Raw genomic sequence first — 17702 nt, 5'->3', positions numbered from 1 at the left:
CAATTATTTTTTGTTTTACCATGCAAAATTGTCTGTATTTTTACGAATAAAATAATTCAATAACTAATAAAAATAGTCGTAAAAATTATGATGACGGAAAGAGAAGGACAAAACTTTCTTCAGTTTGCGCATAAAATCGGTTACGATATCGGGGAACGTATGGCGCAAAACATAGAGGTGCAATTTCAAAAAAACTTCGATTTCCTACCTGATTTTGCCTTATTTATTGCTTCCTATAAAGTAAAAAAAACGTTCTCACGACATACGACACCGCCTAAGCATATTCAAAACAGCATCCGCTTTTTCTTTCACAATGCCTTTGATGATGACGAACCTACAAAGGGCAAAAGAAAATTAAAAACACAGGAAAAGCCGCCCTATGTACGTGTGTTTCCTTCCGAACTTCCATACACCAGCGTTTTCAGGAGCAATTCCCATGTAAAGGTGGTGTCTGTATTTATCAGTGCCGAGTACCTGAAAAGTTTTTTGAAAAATGATGCGGAGCATTTCCCGTTTTTCTTCGACAAGGGCAGCAATTTTTTGATTGAAGAAATGATGACGGATGATATACTGCGCACTATAAATGATATTGCCAGAAAGGAAGAACCAGAGGCACTCAATAGCTACTACTACAAACTAAAAACAATGGAACTACTTTTCTATTTGTTTCAAAGTTTGAACAAACGGGAGCAATCTGTTCATCAAAAACTAAGCAGTAAGGATATAAAAGCTATTTACAGCGTAAGGGACAAAATTATTTCATCGTTGGACAAGCCGAGCGCTATCGCCACGTTAAAGCAGATTGCAGGAATGAACGAATTAAAAATGCGTCAACTTTTTACGCAGGTTTTCGGAATGGGTATTTACGATTATTACCAGCATTCACGCATGAAAGAAGCTGCACGCCTTTTACGGGATGAGCAGTTGTCCGTATCAGAAGTGGGGTATCAAATGGGCTTTGAGAATCTCAGTCACTTTTCCAGGGTATTCGAAAAACATATTGGGAAGAAGCCCAAAAAATACAGCAAGGAATTGGCGTAAAAAAAGCGCAAGCGTGTAAGACTACGATTGTAACAGATTTCCCAATCAAAAAAATATAGCATGGGAATCCCTTTCTCTAAATACAATATTGCTTTATGGCTTGTGTAATGGAAAATCCGATGAACTTGCCCCATTACTCAGCTGGCTAAATGGCTGCATCTGCGACGGAGGGCAATAGATTGTCGTTTCCAATTTATGCCTGGTAATCTTACAAGAGGCCGTATTGTTGATTTAGCTGCATTTATCGAACAAAAAATGTAGCAAAAGCAGATCAACAATGGTAGAGCGGCCAATTTTAACAGGTGAGTATGGGATTGCATTGAGCTCTCAAATGCAGAGCTGCAGAGGCTCTAAACTATAAGGGCGCTGTCGAAAGGATCGAATATTCCGGGCATTATCGTAACGGTGGTACACTCCAGCCCTATAAAAGTACAAACGCGAGTTCTTTCCGGCAGGATCCGGGATTCTACTCCGAAGCCGTACAGCGTCTGCTGGAACTGATTGCCAAGCTGGATAAGAAACTAGATAAACCGTTTCGTGGCAATATTGTATGGTCTGAATTGCAGGAAATGGAACGACAATTTAACTAGTTGAAAAAAGCGGCCAGTTTTGGCGAATGAATAGAATACTTGGTGGTTTAAGTATGTTTTATATATTTGCAAAAAAAGCACATATTGGACAAGGTTTCTGAATTTTTTAAAGAGCTGAAAGACCGTTCATCAAGCCCGTTGTTTTCTTCCTTCGCTATTTCCTGGCTCATAACGAACTGGAAAATTCCTGTAATATTGATGAAGTATGATTCGAAGGACTTCTCAGAAATGAAAATGAAAGGTGCAATTGATTACATAATGCATCTTGAAATACCCTGGTATCAGCTTTGGGGAATCCCGGCTGGATCGGCGATTCTATATACTTTCGGATATCCTTATTTGAAAAATTTTATTTCCGCTTTTAATGCGAAGAGAAGAAAAGAAGGGTCAAATGCCGTTTTGAAGTACTCCGAAAACGGGTCAATATCTATCAATAGGTATTTGTTGTTACGTAAAGAATATATGGATAGGACGAAGCGCCTGCAAGAAATTATTAAAGAAGAAAGTTCTCTTCAAATACGATATAGTCAACTAGAGTCAAAGATATTTGGGTTGGAAGAACGGATTTTAGAGCTGAAACAGAAAGATGAAAAATCTGCTCAGGATATGACGCAAGTGAAAAAGTACAATACGTCCCTCTCTGATTCTAATAAAGAACTTACACGTGACAAAGAAAGATTAATACTTCAAGCTGAAGAATATGAACCGGAACGGGCAATTAAACGCTTTTCCGGACAATGGCATTATGCATCGGAAAATGGTGGCCCCAATGCTTTAGTGATTAAAGAAGATAAGATTACTTATTTAGGTGGGGAGTTAGAAGGTAAACCTCCGGAAACAGAAGAGATAAGAATTTTTCAAGTACTTCCAAATGTTAATCTGATAAAAATGCTTACCTACGGTTCAGGTCAGTATAAATATTACATACTAACAATTGAGGATAGGAATCGTAACAAGCTGTCCGGATCAGTTGGAAATATCAGGTTTTTCCTAAATAGAATGTAGTGCATAATCTGTAATCCTTATTGTAACGCCCCTCATTTTGAGGGGCTTTTTGCCATCCTTTCTATCCGTTTTTAGCCTCGCCACTTTTACATTATAAGTTGATACACTATAATTTCCTTAGTTTATGATCCTTGTCAGGATACCTTTGCCCTTACTAGCTGCTGCAAGCGCAAATATATAAGGCTTTAATTGTATTATTATAACTAACAAGAACAGAAAAACTATAATTAAGATAAGAATTGATTGTTTTCCTGGGTTGGCGCAATTTATTTTTAATCCCCAAAAGCTTATTGTAAATTTTTCATCCCTTTGTTTTGAATTGGGTCTATCCATATAAATAGGTTATAAGCTAAAAGTTTATAAGGTTATTTCTAATTGCATATGCAATTAATCCACTAGATGTACGGATATTTAGTTTCGACAAAATGAAAGACTTTACTCCTTCTACTGTTCTTACACCAACTCCCATTTTGCTTGCTATTTCTTTTGAGGTGAGGTCGGAAGCTGCGAGTTTTATATATTCTATTTCTCTTTCGTTTAATGTTGGGGTATTTTTTCTGAATTGTTTGGCCAGAATTTCAGAAACCCAATTGGGGTAATAGCTACCCAAATTAATCACACCATTCAACGCATTTAAGAGCTCAACTTTATTGGTAGACTTAAGCATATAACCATCTGCCCCAAGTTCAATCATTCTTAAAACGCTTTCTGTGCTATTATGCATTGTTAGTATAATAACCTTTAATGATGGGTAATTCTTTTTTATCCAGTCAAGCGTTTCAAATCCATCCATAATCGGCATTCCTACGTCAAGAAGTACTAAATCTAATTGTTCATCTGGCTTAAGGTGTTTAAGCTTTTTACAAAAATCTAACCCATTATGAGCTTCGAGTACAATATTTACCTTGTCCCTTAACAGTAAACGGATTCCATCAATAATGATTTGATGATCATCCACAACGGCTATATTTAAGTTGCTATTGATGCGCATGCAGAATTTACACTTTTAGCAAAGATACTCTATTGTAATATTTATTTCGCTTTTTTGCATTATTTTTTCAATAAAACGAAAGTTTTCATAGTGTTTCATGAAGAGAGGATCAGTGCTATTTGAATTTTTTATAGCCTTGAGAAGTTTACTGTTCTCCCGTATAGAGTTGGCATATTTTATAAGAGAGTAACGTCGATTATAACACCTGAATGCGATTTAATTCGTGGCAGCCTCGAGTTTGCTTTAATTAAAGTTGAGGACAGAGCTTTGTAAGGCTTACAGGTTTCTGTATCTTAATGTAGGGTGCTTGAAAGGCAGAGTCTGTGGGATATAGAATGGTGATAGTCGTAAAAAGACAAAACCCGCGCTCAGCGCGGGTTTTATTGTGCCCGGAACAGGCAGTAGCACAAACTAGCTAAAACCTTAAATCCTAATAAAACAAGGATTTATTTACTCTCCAAACAGCCGCATTTTACTCTTCTTTACTTGTAAACCGTGTCTATTTCGTGTCTGAAAATTCAGAAAATCTTCTTTACTGAGAATTCACATTAAGCCCCCACCAAAATGGGGGTTGTTGTTTAATATTAAATTCTTATGTTGTGCAGCGTCAGAGACAGCTAATTAGATAAAAGATCGAATTTTTTATTTGAGTGGTGAATACACATTGATTGGATTCTCTGAAACCTATTAAACCAACAGCTATGAAAGACTTGGCGTTGCTTATCGGCAATGGCGTTAATGCAATCTCAAAAGGCATTACATGGGACAATTTACTTGATAATCTTCTTGCTTTTTGTAAAGATGACTGCAGTATCAAAGACAAGCAGAAACCGTTCCCCTTATTTTATGAGGAGATATTTTTGAACGCATTCAAACTCAAGCGGATCGGAAAAGAACTTGCCTTAAAAGAATTCATCGCCCAAAATGTATCACGTATTGAAGCTAACGAAATACATGAGCTTATCCGGAACATCGCACCAGCACATGTAATAACAACAAACTACGATTTTCTGTTGGAAGGTAGCGAGCCTCAAAAAAATGATGGGCTTGTCTACGAAAACTTATACAGCATTTTTCGTCGATACGAAATTGGCACGACAACCTTCTGGCATATACACGGTGATTGTAGATCACCAATGAGCATAAATCTGGGATATGAACACTATGGTGGACAGCTGCAAAAAATGCGGAATTATGCGGCCTCCGTACCAGATTATAAATCAAATCGCATTGTAAAGCGTTCACTTGTTAAACGCCTACAGCAAGGAAAAGAATTTGAAATTATTCAATCCTGGATTGATCTCTTTTTTGTAAAAGACATACACATCATCGGGCTTACCCTTGATTTTGTGGAGACAGACCTATGGTGGTTGCTAACATACCGAGCCAGGCAATTGCTTTATAAACAGAAAATAAAATTCACTAATAATATTACATACTATATCCCTGAAGCGTTCGTAAAAACTGCGTGTTTCAAGTTAGACTTATTAAAAGCGAATGGAGTTGAGATTAAGGTTATCAATAAGGCTCATGGAATATCCTACTATAAAGAGATACTCTCATCTATCTAATTTATTTTTTTGATTGCAAGAAGTTACCAAATCTTATTAGATTAAGTTCCCTTCTTACTTATCATAGCTGAGCCTTCAGATTGCTACAAGTCAGGAAAATAACGAGTAGTAAACCTACTGTTAATTTAAGACTAACAGTTTGTCATTTCTTACAACACATTATTCTATACAAACCAATGTCATTCTATACAAACCAATGTCACTAAAACCAATTACTGAAAAAATATTCAAAGATTTTACTAACTACAACTCACCGGAACAGGCCGTTACTCAAATGGCTTCATTGGGGTCGCTTTCTGGTGATCTCTATCAAGATTCAAAAAGATTTATTTACGAATTACTCCAAAATGCAGATGACTCTTCCATAAACCACCAAAAAATAAGGGTTGTCATTCAGTTATTTGGTGACAACCTTGTAGTGGCTCATACAGGGAAAAAATTTGATGAGAGAGATGTTCGAGGTATTTCCGGTATTGCAGACGGTACAAAGAAAAAAGCTAACGATAAGACCGGATATAAAGGAATTGGTTTTAAGGCAGTTTTTGGACAGTCGGAAAAAGTGACCATCTACTCCGATGGGGAATATTTTAGATTTGATACCGCTTACGAACACGAATGGAATCAAAGTTGGCAAGGTACTCAAGAGGATTGGGAGGTAGAAAATGATCGGAAATTCAACTACCCTTGGCCTATTATTCCGATTTACACAGAGGCTGCACAAGTGGAGCAACCTATACATAAATTTTTGACTGAAGGGGAATGGAATGTTGCCACAATCATTCATCTGAAGAAGGTAGTTGAAATTACGGAAGCGATTACTGAACTGTCGCAAAAAATTGACATGTACCTCTTTTTGAAGAATATTAATAAACTTGAATTTAATTTTGGGCGGGTAGTCAAGCTTGAAATTATTGAAGAAGCGGAACATAACTTCAAAATAAAAAGTAATGGATCGGAACAGACGCATTGGTTAAAAAAAACGATTGAGTTAGTAGTGCCCGATGATCTACGGTCGAAACTGAGCAAAAACACTGAAATTCCAGACAAAATTAAGTCAGCAACGAAAGCCGAAATTGTCCTTGCTGCCAAGTTGCAGGATGGTGAAATAATCCCAGTTCCTAGTGCCGAAAGAAGGCTATACGCCTACTTACCTACGGAAGAACGAGGATATCATTTTCCGGTTCTGGTTAACGCCGCTTTCTATATGGTCGCTAATCGAGAGTCACTCCATAAACAGAACGAATGGAATCAGTGGCTTTTTGAAAACATCCCGCGTGAACTTTTGAATTGGGTAGCAGAATTAGTATTCAGCGAGTTCAAATCCAGTGTTTATCAATTGTTACCAACTCTACTCGAAAACGGTAATGACCTGACTGCAGCATTTAATAAACAACTGGGAATAGCCAAAACCAATATTCCTTTTATTTTAAGTAGAGCTGGTACACTATTAAGAGCTAAAGAAGCGCTTATAGATTTCACCTTTCTATCAGAAAAAGCTTTCGTTGGGGCTGCGTCAGTTTGTAATTATATGAGCACAAAGGGTGGCTTTGCCGAACTTGCTATGCAACCACTTGTTCAGTCGTTAGATGACAAAAAGTTAAAGTCGTTTGGTGTAAATTATTTTGATTGGTCCCAAGTGCCTAATTTACTGGCTGACGAAGCATTTGCCGCGAATAGGAACATAACCAATAACAAAGAACTAATCCTTCATCTCAAGCGCTTAAGCGAAAATGAAAAAATTACCGATATAAGCAACACAGTTCTTTCCGGCTGGCCATTTATGCTTGATCTTAACCTCAATTTGCGATGCCCCAAAGATCTCTTTTTCCCAGCGCCTGGCGAGGAACCAGATCCGGAAAGTCGATTGTTTTTTATTCATCCCGACATAGATAGATGGACGCAGGGGAATTCTGATGTAAAGAATTGGCTCGAAAGCCTTGGTATAGTCGAGAAATCAGATGTGACATTTTTAGAGAAATCGATTATCCCCAATGCTGAAATATTTGTCACACAAGAAAATGCGCTCAAGACCATCCAGGATATTTTTAATCTATTCGAAAAAGGAGATATTGGGAAAGATACGCTCGCGAAACTTACCAGGTTAAAATTGCTGACAATTGGAGGATCTCTATTACCTGCAAAAGATTGTTTCCTTTCTGATGACTATCATCCGACTTTAAAATTACAGAGCCATTTAGACGACGACATTTTCGTTAGTATAAAATACATAACCGAAAGTGCAAAAGCATCTAATTGGAGGAGTTTCTTTACCTCATTAGGAGTCAAAGATGCTATTTCGCGCGAATTATATTCCGAGCGCTTGACCGTTTTTAAATTACGTTCATCGGGTATTGAGCAGGGATATTTTGATCAATTTACTGATTTTAAGCAGCCATTTACAACGAAATTCAGTCCATTTGCTTACCGCAACATAGCAACACTTTTTTTGTTACACCGGGTAAATGAAGTTAAGATTTCAAAGGTCTATTGGGAAAACGTAATAAACTCAGTCGACTTAAAAGAAATTCAAAAGGAAGCTACAGCCTATTGGGGGCGTACTGGATATCCCGGTGCAGATACCGGCGATGATGTCCCCAATTATATTAGCTGGTACGTTAGAAAAATAGCCTGCCTTCCTGCATCGGATGGCACTTGCCGTTCTGCTGAGGCTATGCTCCTAAACATTGATACGATTACGAAGCTGGCAGGCGAGTATCTTCCCGTATTTGATGGACCAGAACTAGATGCAGACTGGCGATCATTTTTTAAGTTTCGCACCAAGTTGGAACTGGCAGATTACCTCCTATTATTAACTAAAATTGGCGAAGATCCTGATAGTGGTAAAACAGCCCAACAACAGGTATTTGAATACCTCCTTGAAAGTTTTTTGTCATATAACGAAGACGAGCTCGCCAGTATAAAAAGCTGGTCGGTCTCTGGAATGATTGCTGATGAGTCAGGCAATTACCGCAGTCCTAAAGAGCTCCATTACTACCTCGACGGTGACTCTACTGCCTTAGGAGCTGGATTCACGTTTGCATATTTTAGCGTTGGCAATCAAAGGCATGATGAACTTGAAAAATTGCTCGCGCTCCTTCAAGTTAAGATTCTAAAGCAAAGCGAATTTGTCCTTGATGCGCCTGAAGCAAAACCCTCTACCAGTCTGGCCGCGAAATTGAAACAAATCATTCCATATTGGGCAAAGTGGCGTGAAAATGAAAAGCAAAGCGGTTATGAGGAGATGCTTTCAGAGCTTGAAATATCTTTTAAGACGCTTGAGGTTTTCGAGGCTGAAAAATTGAACATAACACATGGAGATAGTTGGAGAAAGAAAGTCAGTATTTATTTTGCAAGCGACAAATTATATGTCGTTACAAAATGGACCTCGGCTAAAGTAATATTCTCGCTTTCAGAAAAGCTTTGTGAACTGGCCCATGCCAAAAAACATCAAAACCAATTAACTTTCCTGTTGAATTCTGACGAAGAGGAAATTATCGAGTATTTCACTGAAGAAGGAATCGGGCTCCCACCAACGGCTAATATTGAAGACTCAGAGTTTCGGTCAGCCTCACCGCTTATTGATGAAGGCGCTGACCTTGTCGGAAGTGATTATGACCTTACTCACAGAGAGCATAAGGACTACCATGTCCTTTGGGAGGAAAACGTAAAACAAAACGCAACTTTAATAGCTCAGTCTGGCAATGATCCAAAGACACTATTGTATAACGGCCTCAAGGCGAACTGCCCGAAAAAGGTGGTTTGTATTTTTCACTTCAGCCATTTGGAGAATGCGGTTTCGATAATCAAAGAAGGTGCAATTAAAAGCCGACATTCTGCTACATTTAAAGATTCGGCTGGTTCAGGTATTATTTCGCAAACGGATGATGAACGAAAGACGTTTGCGAGGTTCTATTTTCGCGGTAAAACGCCTACCCAGTATTATGTTGAAAATCTTGGGCGCGCTGAACAATCTATTGCTCGACTTGGGAGCGATCCTATTTGTCCGGTCCCAATTTTCTTTATCATTTCGCTGGAAAACGTAATTGATCATGTGGACTGGAGCATCAGTCTTGGATCACTGGCATCTCCAAATGTTGAATTTGGCAACGATTTTGATTTAGTTAGTAAATTTGATTTTGAGGGAGTTTATAAAGATATGCCTGAAATTCCATTGAATAGATTTCTTGTATCAGCGCACCAGGAGTTCCTCATAAAAGATCAACTGAATCTCAATGACGTTAAATATTTGCTTGGAGTTCAGAATGAATCGGCCAAAAGAAGTCTGCTGGCCTTATTAGATGATAACACGAAATGGGAACATCGAATTCGGATTATACCTTCTCTTTATAATAACGAGAATCCAAAAGTAAATATAGAAGATTCGACACCAATTTTCGCTGCAAGCTTATCAAAACCTCACAAAGGACAATTTATCTTGCAGCATACAGCAAATAGAGAAAGTGGTATAATAACAGACAATAAAATTACCCAGTCAACGAGCGACAAGTGGGTGACTACGACTACTCCCGAGATTATCAAACTGGTGAGTAATAATGAAGAAATTATTTATAAACTGTTCTATCATTACAAGGGAAATATTTGGTTAACTTATACAAACTCAAATGAGTCAACGTTCGATATTTTGTGGATTAAGAATAGGCTTAAATCCTGGATGGAAAATGAGACAATGAATATCGAAGTGCTGCTATCAATTTTGAAACAGCACCCGGTTTTGGCCTACCTCTATGCCCAAAAGGTAGGTGGCCCAGATGGTCTAACTTTAGAGCAGCACACCATTGCCGTGCTTGAAAACTATTTGAATTACTTCTCTTCTAAACAAAAGTTATTCTCAACAGAGCACGAGTATTTAATTTGCCTTGCTTTACATGATATCGGAAAGCCTGTTGCCATCGGACTAGGTAACAAGGATCTGCAACATCAGGAGACCTTGAAGATTATTGACGATATAATGCCGATGCTTCCATATTCTGAGGATAGCCTTGAAGTGGCAAAAAAAATTATCGATGGTGATCCACTTGGGCGCTATCTAAATCCGCATAAGTCGAATAACTTAACAACAACAATTCAACTTTTAAATGAAATGGCGCAGTCTCTAAATCTGGAATTAACAGAGTTGTTTCCCTATATAACAATATTCTATCAGTGCGATGCTGCAGGTTATCAGTCACTTCGTGATAGGATATTTCTTTCAGATGACGTAACTGGAGACTTGGTATTTGACAATGTGAAAGAAAGATTACTGTTTAAAGGAGAAGTTGAGAGTAACTTTGCCAAGTTGGAATCACTTATTTAATTGCAATTATGAATATTATTGAAGCGGGAGATTTATTTGAGAGCGATGCCCAAACGATTGTAAACACAGTAAATTGCATGGGTGTTATGGGCAAAGGTCTCGCATTAAATTTCAAAAACAGGTACCCTCGAATGTTTAAAGAGTATTCCAATATATGTAGAAAGGGCTTATTGGATATTGGAAGATTGTGGCTTTATAAGACTGAAAATCGATGGATTCTAAACTTCCCAACAAAATACGACTGGCGGGCACCAAGTGAAATTTATTTTCTGGAAGCAGGACTTGAAAAATTCATGTTGACTTACAGGGAGCGAAATATAACTTCAATTGCGTTTCCTCTACTGGGCGCGAGTAATGGCGGCATTGACCCAGATATTTCGCTAAATCTTATGCAACGCTATTTAGCAACCTGTGATATACCTGTTACCATTTACTTGAAATTCAAGGCCGAAAATTCAGGTGCATTATTTTTGACGGGCCTTTGAAACCGAACAGGATCGTAAAAGTAGAATCTTTAAAATTGATAATTGAATTTTCTCCTAATCAATACAGTCAATGATAAAAATCGCTTACACCTTAATGCCGCACTCTAATCAAAATAACAAACAAATCTCTCTTAATTAAGGGATTTGTTTATTTTAGAAAATGAAAAATCAAAATTGCATATTTGATTAAAATCAGTAGTTGCCAAATTTCGTAGCCCACTTTGAGCATGAATTTAGGAAAGGAAGTGATGAAAATCATTACCTCCCTTTTATTGTAAATCGTTTCTCAATTTTAATATCTTATTTAGATGATTTGGCGATTTTTTCTCTCAAATGGCTATTTGAGTTTTCAAGATTTAGTACCTTCAAAGCAATGCATGCATTTATAAACACCTAAACAAAAGGCGATGTATGACTCGACCTTGGGAAAAATACAAAGTAGGACCTACTTCTTCAGGCGCACTCGGTAGTGATAGCTGTAGACCGCTTGAACAACTCTATCATGTTGCGCACTTGAAGACAGCTGTAAGAATCTTAGAAGATGGGAAAATAAAGCAGAGCCTTATTTACGATAAGAGCAAATTAAATAAGGACCGCATATTAGTCTGCTGGCTATCTCCGAATTTTTGGGCCAATGGGTCTCGCTACGGCAATATTTCCTTTGAGTTCGAGTTCGCTCCATTGGTAAAGCATAAAAATTATTATTGGGTAGAGTCAATCAACTATACACCGGATGCTTGCAGGATACTGATCACAGAGAAAGATTACGATGGCATTCTTGAACGTTACGATCCAACCGATGGTAAGGGTCCATGGTTTTTTGACAAGGCATCCAATACCCACTATTGGAATGGAAAATATTGTCTTGAATTTATGTTCGAGCAAGACATGAGTCTTAGACATGCTATAGAAATAGATTTCGTTAAGCACCATGGTCGTTATTGCAATTTAGGTTTCGATGACTGTAAGGATCGTCTTGATAGCGACCAAAAGATCAATGCCCGGTTTATAAGCTATATCCTAAGTAATAATACGCAGCTAAAGAAAGGTCTGCTCACCAAAGAAAACAGATATGGTATAGCACCATCAAATAGTTTGTCCGATGCGTTAGAAAATATTGTTGGACTACTTTATGATCGCGGTAAGTTTAAAATGATAAGGGGAAATTTAAAGGAAGGGGATGCCAGCGCCAAGACCATTGTTCGGAGCGCCCTTTACCATAGATACTTAGGAGACAAAGATAGCTTCCGACAGCTTGCAGCCTTATTTGAAAATATTGATGAATTCACAAAAGTCCTAAAAGAGCTTGTGATTGAAAAATTTGAGATTGTTCAAAAAAATCTCCGTTTTCTTAACGACTAGCTTCATAGGATAACTATCTGACGTTTTACACGGAATAGCTTAGGACATCGCTATCAACTAGCATGCCTTCTCTCGAACAGATTCGCTCAAACGCAAACTGACAAATATTAACGATGGCCTCCTTATCTTTAAACTGGTTTGCGATCTTTTGAAGATATGGTAGTGATTTTATACTACCTGCGTATGCCAAACATTCCGCTGATCTTCGCAATTCTGGGAATTGAAAGCCTTCGTTGGTTTTCATAGAATCCAGTTTTTCTAAGATCCAATCCTCATCCGAAGGTTGGACTAGAGAGGCCAATGCCCTCATTGGTCTTTCAAGATGGTATCTTGCCTCGGATGAATCACTTGTGGCCACAAGCAGGAGCTCAACAATTTGTTTGATGTATGCAACCAGCTCATAACGACCAATCTCCTCCGCTGCCTCTAGGAAAACTTCCATCTCATAGCCGCCACTTTGATCAAAACCGAATGGGAAATAGAAATCAAAGTATCCTATTGCTATCTTCATAGCCATATCTGTATCTAAGTACTTTATGTGCTTAACCAAATGATGGTGAATAAAGTCACTAGCTTCGATTAGTTTATTATCAGCTATAATTCTAATTCTCCCAATGTGCAGTTGACCTACAAGTTAGGTTATACGGGGAACAGTAAAGTGGATACCACATTCCATTACGTTACATTCAAAATCACGCAAAACGATGCTTTCTGGTTCGTTGGGGAGTTCACTGCCTCAGATTGTAAGGCAACCGATGCCAATGGGGCACAAAGCGATATACCAGTTGTCATCACTGAAGGAAAATTTAAACTCAAAAAATAAGAACCAGCTATGAAATCGTACCAATCATTAAGAATCGTTGCTAAATTTCTGCTTTTTCTTGCTTATGCTTCATTGATCATCGGAATAACCGTAGCCTTATATGGCATCGTAATCAACCTGCAAAATCCATATCTTGAAACTTGCAAAACAATAGGAATCGGGTTGATTGTTATCCTTGGTTCCGTTGTATCTTTTGTAATCCTGATGGCAGTATCGGAACTGATCAAGCTTTTTATTATCTCTGCCGATAATCTGCAAAGAATAGCAGATAACAGTAAGGAAATGGTCAAAGGCGACGATAAAACCGGAGACCCAGCTTTGTGGCAGTGGTTAAAAGCAAACCCAACGATGGGAATTAATGACTACTATGCCAGTCGCTAAAGAACAGATTAGACTCCAGATTTTCTGGAAGAAGGACCAGATTTTGACGGGGTAATATTTTCAAATCTCTGGTAACAACATTGATCTGAAAAATGCTTATTTATCACGGCGAAATCTCTCTGAAAACCGGAATCTTTACAAAACCGTTTCTATTTCGTTTCTGAAATCACAAAGAAAAACCCCAAAGCCTTACAGCATTGGGGTTTTGTACTCTGCTTTCAGTGCCCGGAACAGGAATCGAACCTGCACTCCCTTTCGGAAACAAGATTTTGAGTCTAGCGCGTCTACCAATTCCGCCATCCGGGCCTCAGTCGTTATTCAACGGGACGCAAAGGTAATTTTTTTCTTTTCAAAAAACAAACACCCTTTACTAAATTATTAAAAAAATCGGGTAGCCGCCCTTGCCCCTGATAGCTTATCTTTGCGGCGCATTATACCGCATTACTTATGATGAAAATTGGACTGATCAGGGAAGGCAAAACACCGCCAGATACCCGCGTCGCACTTACTCCGCAACAATGTGCCGATGTGCTGAAACTTTATCCCGGAATACAACTCGTAGCAGAACCCTCGCCCAACCGTGCTTTCGCCGACCAGGAATATATCGACGCGGGCATCCGGATGCAAGCCGATCTCAGTGACTGCGACGTGCTCCTCGGTATTAAAGAAGTACCCATCGATAAGCTGATCCCCGGCAAAACTTATTTCTTCTTCTCGCATACTAAAAAGAAACAACCTTATAACCAGAAACTGATGCATGCGCTGATCGAAAAAAAGATCCGTATGATCGATTACGAAGCCCTGACTTACGACGATGGCGCACGTATCCTGGGTTTCGGCTTCTTCGCCGGCGTCGTGGGCGCGCACAACGGCCTGATGACCTATGGCAAAAAGACAAAAAAATTCTCGCTGATCCCCGCGCATGTATGCAAAGACATGCAGGAAATGCTGCACCAGTACCGTTATGTAAAACTGCCCCCGGTTAAGATTGCCGTAACCGGCTCCGGAAGGGTAACTGCAGGCCTGCTGGAGATTATGCACCACTGGGATATCGAAAGTGTTGAACCCGAAGATTTCCTGGTTAAAGAATACGACTACCCGGTATATACCCTGCTGAAAGGCGCTAACCTGTATGAAAATAAAGAGACAGGTACTTATTCCCGCGAAGATTTCCATCATCACCCCGAAAAATACCGTTGCAAATTTGAACCCTTTACCAGGGCCGCAGATATCCTGATGAACGGGATCTATTGGGATAAGACCGTTCCCCGCCTGTTTGAAAAAACAGATATCGCAGATCCGGCTTTCCGCATGAATGTGATCTCCGATGTGACCTGCGACGAAGACGGTTCGGTGCCGATCAATATGGGCGCTTCTACAATTGCCGATCCTGTATACGGCATCGATAAAGCCAGCCTGCAAAAGACGGAGCCTTTCCAGAATACGGATGCGACGATCGACGTGATGGCGGTGGATAACCTGCCTAACGAACTGCCCAGGGATGCTTCCAAACACTTCGGCGAACATATTATCAAATATATCCTGCCCGAACTGCTGGCCGCACAGAGTACGATACTCGAACGGGCTACGATCTGCCGGGAAGGCAAGCTGAGCAGCTATTTCGAATACCTCAGCGACTACGCTTACAACTAACCTGCTTTATATAAAGCGTAAAGTGCCGGCAATGCCGGCACTTTTTTATTGCTGTTGTTTACGGATCAGGTTTTTCAGGATCACGATCTGGCCCAGGTGGTAATAGGCATGTTCAATCACACCGTGCAACTGCTTGTAATAAGAGCTGGCGCCGGGCACATTACCAATGGATTGGTGCAATACAGTATCGGGCAGCTGGCGGATCATTTCGGCCAGGTCGGTGGCCGACTGCAGGTTCAGGGTCTTCATCCAGATCCAGTCTTCTGCATTGTGTACCGGCGGCAGGTCGAAACCGTTGGCCTCGCCGATAACGGGATCCGTACCCTGTAGCCGTTGCTGGATTACTTTGTTGTAAAATGTGATATGATGAAGGAGGGAGGCAATCGTATTGGGAGAGCCGGCAGTCGGCTGTATCGCTTCTTTCCAGTCCAGGTCCTCCAGGGTATGGAAGATCCATACGTCAGTCCAGCTTTCGCCGAAAAACACATCCAGCAAATGGCTGGCAATGGCTTCAGATATGGTCATATTTTGATTGTAGTTGGTATTTTGCAAGCCCATTCAACAGTATCGGGGGCTAATTTGTTTATCTTATCTTTGTTATAGTATTGTTTGCAGTATGACTAAAGAGTATTTCCAGAAAAATATAGCTTCGACTTTACCCCATGCTCCCGGGGTATATAAATATTATGGCAGCGATAAGAAAATCCTGTATGTGGGCAAGGCCAAGGACCTTCGTAAGCGCGTTACCTCTTACTTCGTAAAAGTTCAGGACAACAGGAAGACCGCACGGCTGGTTTCGCTGATAGATACCGTAGAATGGACCATCACCAATAATGAACATGACGCCTTCCTGCTGGAAAATTCCCTGATCAAACACTTTAAGCCAGCCTACAATATAAGCCTGAAGGACGATAAAACTTACCCGTATGTGGTGATCAAAAAAGAACACTTCCCCAGGGTTTTCCTGACGAGGCGCATGATACGCGACGGATCGGAGTATATCGGGCCCTTTACCAGCGTTTTTGTCGTGCGGGAATTGCTCAATATTATCAAGGAAACGATTCCCTTACGCACCTGCGGTCTAAACCTTACACCGGCCAGCATAGAAAAAGGCAAATTTAAGGTTTGTCTGGAATACCACCTCGGCAATTGTAACGGGCCCTGCGAGGGGCACCAGAGCGAGGCGGCGTATAAAGCCAGTATAGACACCATACGGCAACTGGTAAAAGGGAACCTGGGCCCGGTGATCAATGCCCTTAAGGAGGAAATGAACACGCATGTGAGCAACCTCAATTTCGAGGCCGCGCAATTGCTGAAGGTAAAAATACAGGCGCTGCAGGGCTACCAGAGTAAGTCTACGGTGATCAGCAGCCACCTGATCAATACCGATGTGGCCAGTATCATTACCCACGAAGATGAAGCCTTTGTTAACTATATGGTGGTAACCGAAGGTAAGATCATCCACAGCAAGAGCATTAAGATGGAACGTAAGCTGGAGGAGACGCCCGAGGAAATGCTGGCCTATGCCGTGGCCTTCCTGCGTCCCAAATTCCATTCGCAGTCTAAAGAACTGGTCGTGCCCTTCCCGGTCGATACCGTAGATGAGTTGCAGGTAACGATCCCGATTACCGGCGACCGTAAAAAAATGCTGGACCTGAGTTTCAAGAATGCCGAATATTTCCGGGAGGAACAACAGCATAAAGCCCGGCTCCTGCTGCGCGATAAGACGCATGAAGATCATATGGAGATCCTGGAACAGCTGCAGGATGATCTGCAGCTGACCGAACTGCCGGCTCATATCGAGTGTTTCGATAACTCCAACTTCCAGGGCAGTTTTCCGGTGGCGGCTATGGTGTGTTTTAAAGATGGCGTGCCCTCTAAAAAAGACTATCGCCATTTTCATATCAAGACCGTGGAGGGGATCAATGACTTCGCTTCGATGTCGGAGATCGTAAAACGCCGCTACAAAAGACTGATGGACGAAGAGCAGCCCTTACCCCAACTGGTGATTATCGATGGGGGCAAAGGGCAGCTGGGGGCGGCTATGCAAAGTATCGAAGAACTGGGTCTTACCGGGCGTATGACCGTGGTGGGCCTGGCCAAAAGAGAAGAGAGTATATTTTACCCGGGCGATAAAGATCCGCTGCAGTTGCCGTACAACGGGCAGAGCCTGCTGCTGATCCGGCGCATACGAGATGAGGTGCACCGGTTTGGTATTACCTTTCACCGCGATACCCGCAGTAAGGGCACTATTAAGAACGAACTGGAAGATATACCCGGCATTGGCGGCAAGACCGCGCAGACGTTGTTGCAGACCTATCGTTCGGTAACTAAAGTGAAACAAATGACCCTCCGCGAGCTAACGATGACCATAGGGGCATCCAAGGCCCGCGTGGTGTATGAATATTTCCATCCCGACGAGGACCAATCCTTATAAAAAGAACAGCGACCACCGGGTCGCTGTTCTTTTTTGTACTTCTGAATAG

The 17702-nt window shown here is 40.6% G+C and carries 12 protein-coding genes and 1 tRNA gene; 9 read left to right on the top strand and 4 right to left on the bottom strand.

Translation table 11 applies throughout. The features are described 5' to 3' along the window. The first annotated feature begins 87 nt into the window (after nt 1-87). On the top strand, nt 88-1041 hold the full coding sequence (locus tag B0I18_RS14720) for a helix-turn-helix transcriptional regulator (RefSeq protein WP_245882101.1): 954 nt from the start codon (nt 88-90) through the stop codon (nt 1039-1041). A gap of 674 nt (nt 1042-1715) precedes the next feature. Then, a complete protein-coding gene (locus B0I18_RS14715) occupies nt 1716-2636 on the top strand; it encodes a hypothetical protein (protein WP_106523487.1) in 921 nt (306 codons plus the stop codon). A 349-nt stretch (nt 2637-2985) separates the two neighbouring features. On the opposite strand, the gene B0I18_RS14705 is transcribed toward B0I18_RS14715, so the two are convergent. Continuing rightward, nucleotides 2986-3627 carry a response regulator transcription factor gene (locus tag B0I18_RS14705; protein ID WP_106523485.1) on the bottom strand — a complete coding sequence of 214 codons (642 nt, stop codon included), beginning with the start codon at nt 3625-3627 and terminating at the stop codon, nt 2986-2988. 701 nt (nt 3628-4328) lie between these two features. Here B0I18_RS14705 and B0I18_RS14700 point away from each other — a divergent pair. The 4 genes from B0I18_RS14700 (at nt 4329) to B0I18_RS14685 (ending at nt 12359) form a co-directional block, all read left to right on the top strand. Then, nucleotides 4329-5198 carry an SIR2 family protein gene (locus tag B0I18_RS14700; RefSeq protein ID WP_106523484.1) on the top strand — a complete coding sequence of 290 codons (870 nt, stop codon included), beginning with the start codon at nt 4329-4331 and terminating at the stop codon, nt 5196-5198. 196 nt (nt 5199-5394) lie between these two features. Further along, a complete protein-coding gene (locus B0I18_RS14695; protein WP_106523483.1) occupies nt 5395-10512 on the top strand; it encodes a DarT ssDNA thymidine ADP-ribosyltransferase family protein in 5118 nt (1705 codons plus the stop codon). An 8-nt stretch (nt 10513-10520) separates the two neighbouring features. Further along, a complete protein-coding gene (locus B0I18_RS14690; protein ID WP_106523482.1) occupies nt 10521-10997 on the top strand; it encodes a macro domain-containing protein in 477 nt (158 codons plus the stop codon). 411 nt (nt 10998-11408) lie between these two features. Next, nucleotides 11409-12359: a hypothetical protein gene (locus B0I18_RS14685; protein WP_106523481.1), complete on the top strand. Its 951-nt coding sequence runs from the start codon at nt 11409-11411 to the stop codon at nt 12357-12359. Between the two features lie 25 nt (nt 12360-12384). Here B0I18_RS14685 and B0I18_RS14680 read toward each other — a convergent pair whose 3' ends face one another. Further along, entirely contained in the window at nt 12385-12870 is a 486-nt protein-coding gene (locus B0I18_RS14680) for a hypothetical protein (protein ID WP_146146752.1), read from the bottom strand. A gap of 321 nt (nt 12871-13191) precedes the next feature. On the opposite strand from B0I18_RS14680, the gene B0I18_RS14675 reads away from it, so the two are divergent. Continuing rightward, nucleotides 13192-13563, top strand: coding sequence for a hypothetical protein (locus B0I18_RS14675; RefSeq protein ID WP_106523479.1), 372 nt, complete (start codon nt 13192-13194; stop codon nt 13561-13563). Between the two features lie 222 nt (nt 13564-13785). Here the strand turns inward: B0I18_RS14675 and B0I18_RS14670 are convergent. Next, nucleotides 13786-13869 (bottom strand) — tRNA-Leu (locus B0I18_RS14670). Between the two features lie 141 nt (nt 13870-14010). Between B0I18_RS14670 and B0I18_RS14665 the strand changes: the two genes are divergently transcribed. Beyond that, entirely contained in the window at nt 14011-15216 is a 1206-nt protein-coding gene (locus tag B0I18_RS14665) for an NAD(P)-dependent oxidoreductase (RefSeq protein WP_106523478.1), read from the top strand. Between the two features lie 45 nt (nt 15217-15261). Here the strand turns inward: B0I18_RS14665 and B0I18_RS14660 are convergent, their stop codons facing one another. Continuing rightward, on the bottom strand, nt 15262-15741 hold the full coding sequence (locus B0I18_RS14660) for a DinB family protein (RefSeq protein ID WP_181358480.1): 480 nt from the start codon (nt 15739-15741) through the stop codon (nt 15262-15264). 91 nt (nt 15742-15832) lie between these two features. On the opposite strand from B0I18_RS14660, the gene uvrC reads away from it, so the two are divergent. Beyond that, complete coding sequence (gene uvrC / locus B0I18_RS14655; RefSeq protein WP_106523476.1) at nt 15833-17653, top strand: excinuclease ABC subunit UvrC; 1821 nt, start codon at nt 15833-15835, stop codon at nt 17651-17653. Nucleotides 17654-17702 lie beyond the last annotated feature (49 nt).

This window comes from Taibaiella chishuiensis (assembly GCF_003014535.1).
Taxonomy (GTDB): Bacteria; Bacteroidota; Bacteroidia; order Chitinophagales; family Chitinophagaceae; genus Taibaiella; species Taibaiella chishuiensis.
This window is presented reverse-complemented; position numbering and strand designations above follow the sequence as displayed.

What these genes read in the sequence shown, in the direction of transcription:
- B0I18_RS14660 (WP_181358480.1), bottom strand. Translation starts at nt 15,741, where the DNA reads ATGACCATATCTGAAGCCATTGCCAGCCATTTGCTGGATGTGTTTTTC.
- B0I18_RS14680 (WP_146146752.1), bottom strand. Translation starts at nt 12,870, where the DNA reads ATGAAGATAGCAATAGGATACTTTGATTTCTATTTCCCATTCGGTTTT.
- B0I18_RS14665 (WP_106523478.1), top strand. Translation starts at nt 14,011, where the DNA reads ATGATGAAAATTGGACTGATCAGGGAAGGCAAAACACCGCCAGATACC.
- uvrC (WP_106523476.1), top strand. Translation starts at nt 15,833, where the DNA reads ATGACTAAAGAGTATTTCCAGAAAAATATAGCTTCGACTTTACCCCAT.
- B0I18_RS14720 (WP_245882101.1), top strand. Translation starts at nt 88, where the DNA reads ATGATGACGGAAAGAGAAGGACAAAACTTTCTTCAGTTTGCGCATAAA.
- B0I18_RS14690 (WP_106523482.1), top strand. Translation starts at nt 10,521, where the DNA reads ATGAATATTATTGAAGCGGGAGATTTATTTGAGAGCGATGCCCAAACG.
- B0I18_RS14700 (WP_106523484.1), top strand. Translation starts at nt 4,329, where the DNA reads ATGAAAGACTTGGCGTTGCTTATCGGCAATGGCGTTAATGCAATCTCA.
- B0I18_RS14685 (WP_106523481.1), top strand. Translation starts at nt 11,409, where the DNA reads ATGACTCGACCTTGGGAAAAATACAAAGTAGGACCTACTTCTTCAGGC.
- B0I18_RS14695 (WP_106523483.1), top strand. Translation starts at nt 5,395, where the DNA reads ATGTCACTAAAACCAATTACTGAAAAAATATTCAAAGATTTTACTAAC.
- B0I18_RS14675 (WP_106523479.1), top strand. Translation starts at nt 13,192, where the DNA reads ATGAAATCGTACCAATCATTAAGAATCGTTGCTAAATTTCTGCTTTTT.
- B0I18_RS14705 (WP_106523485.1), bottom strand. Translation starts at nt 3,627, where the DNA reads ATGCGCATCAATAGCAACTTAAATATAGCCGTTGTGGATGATCATCAA.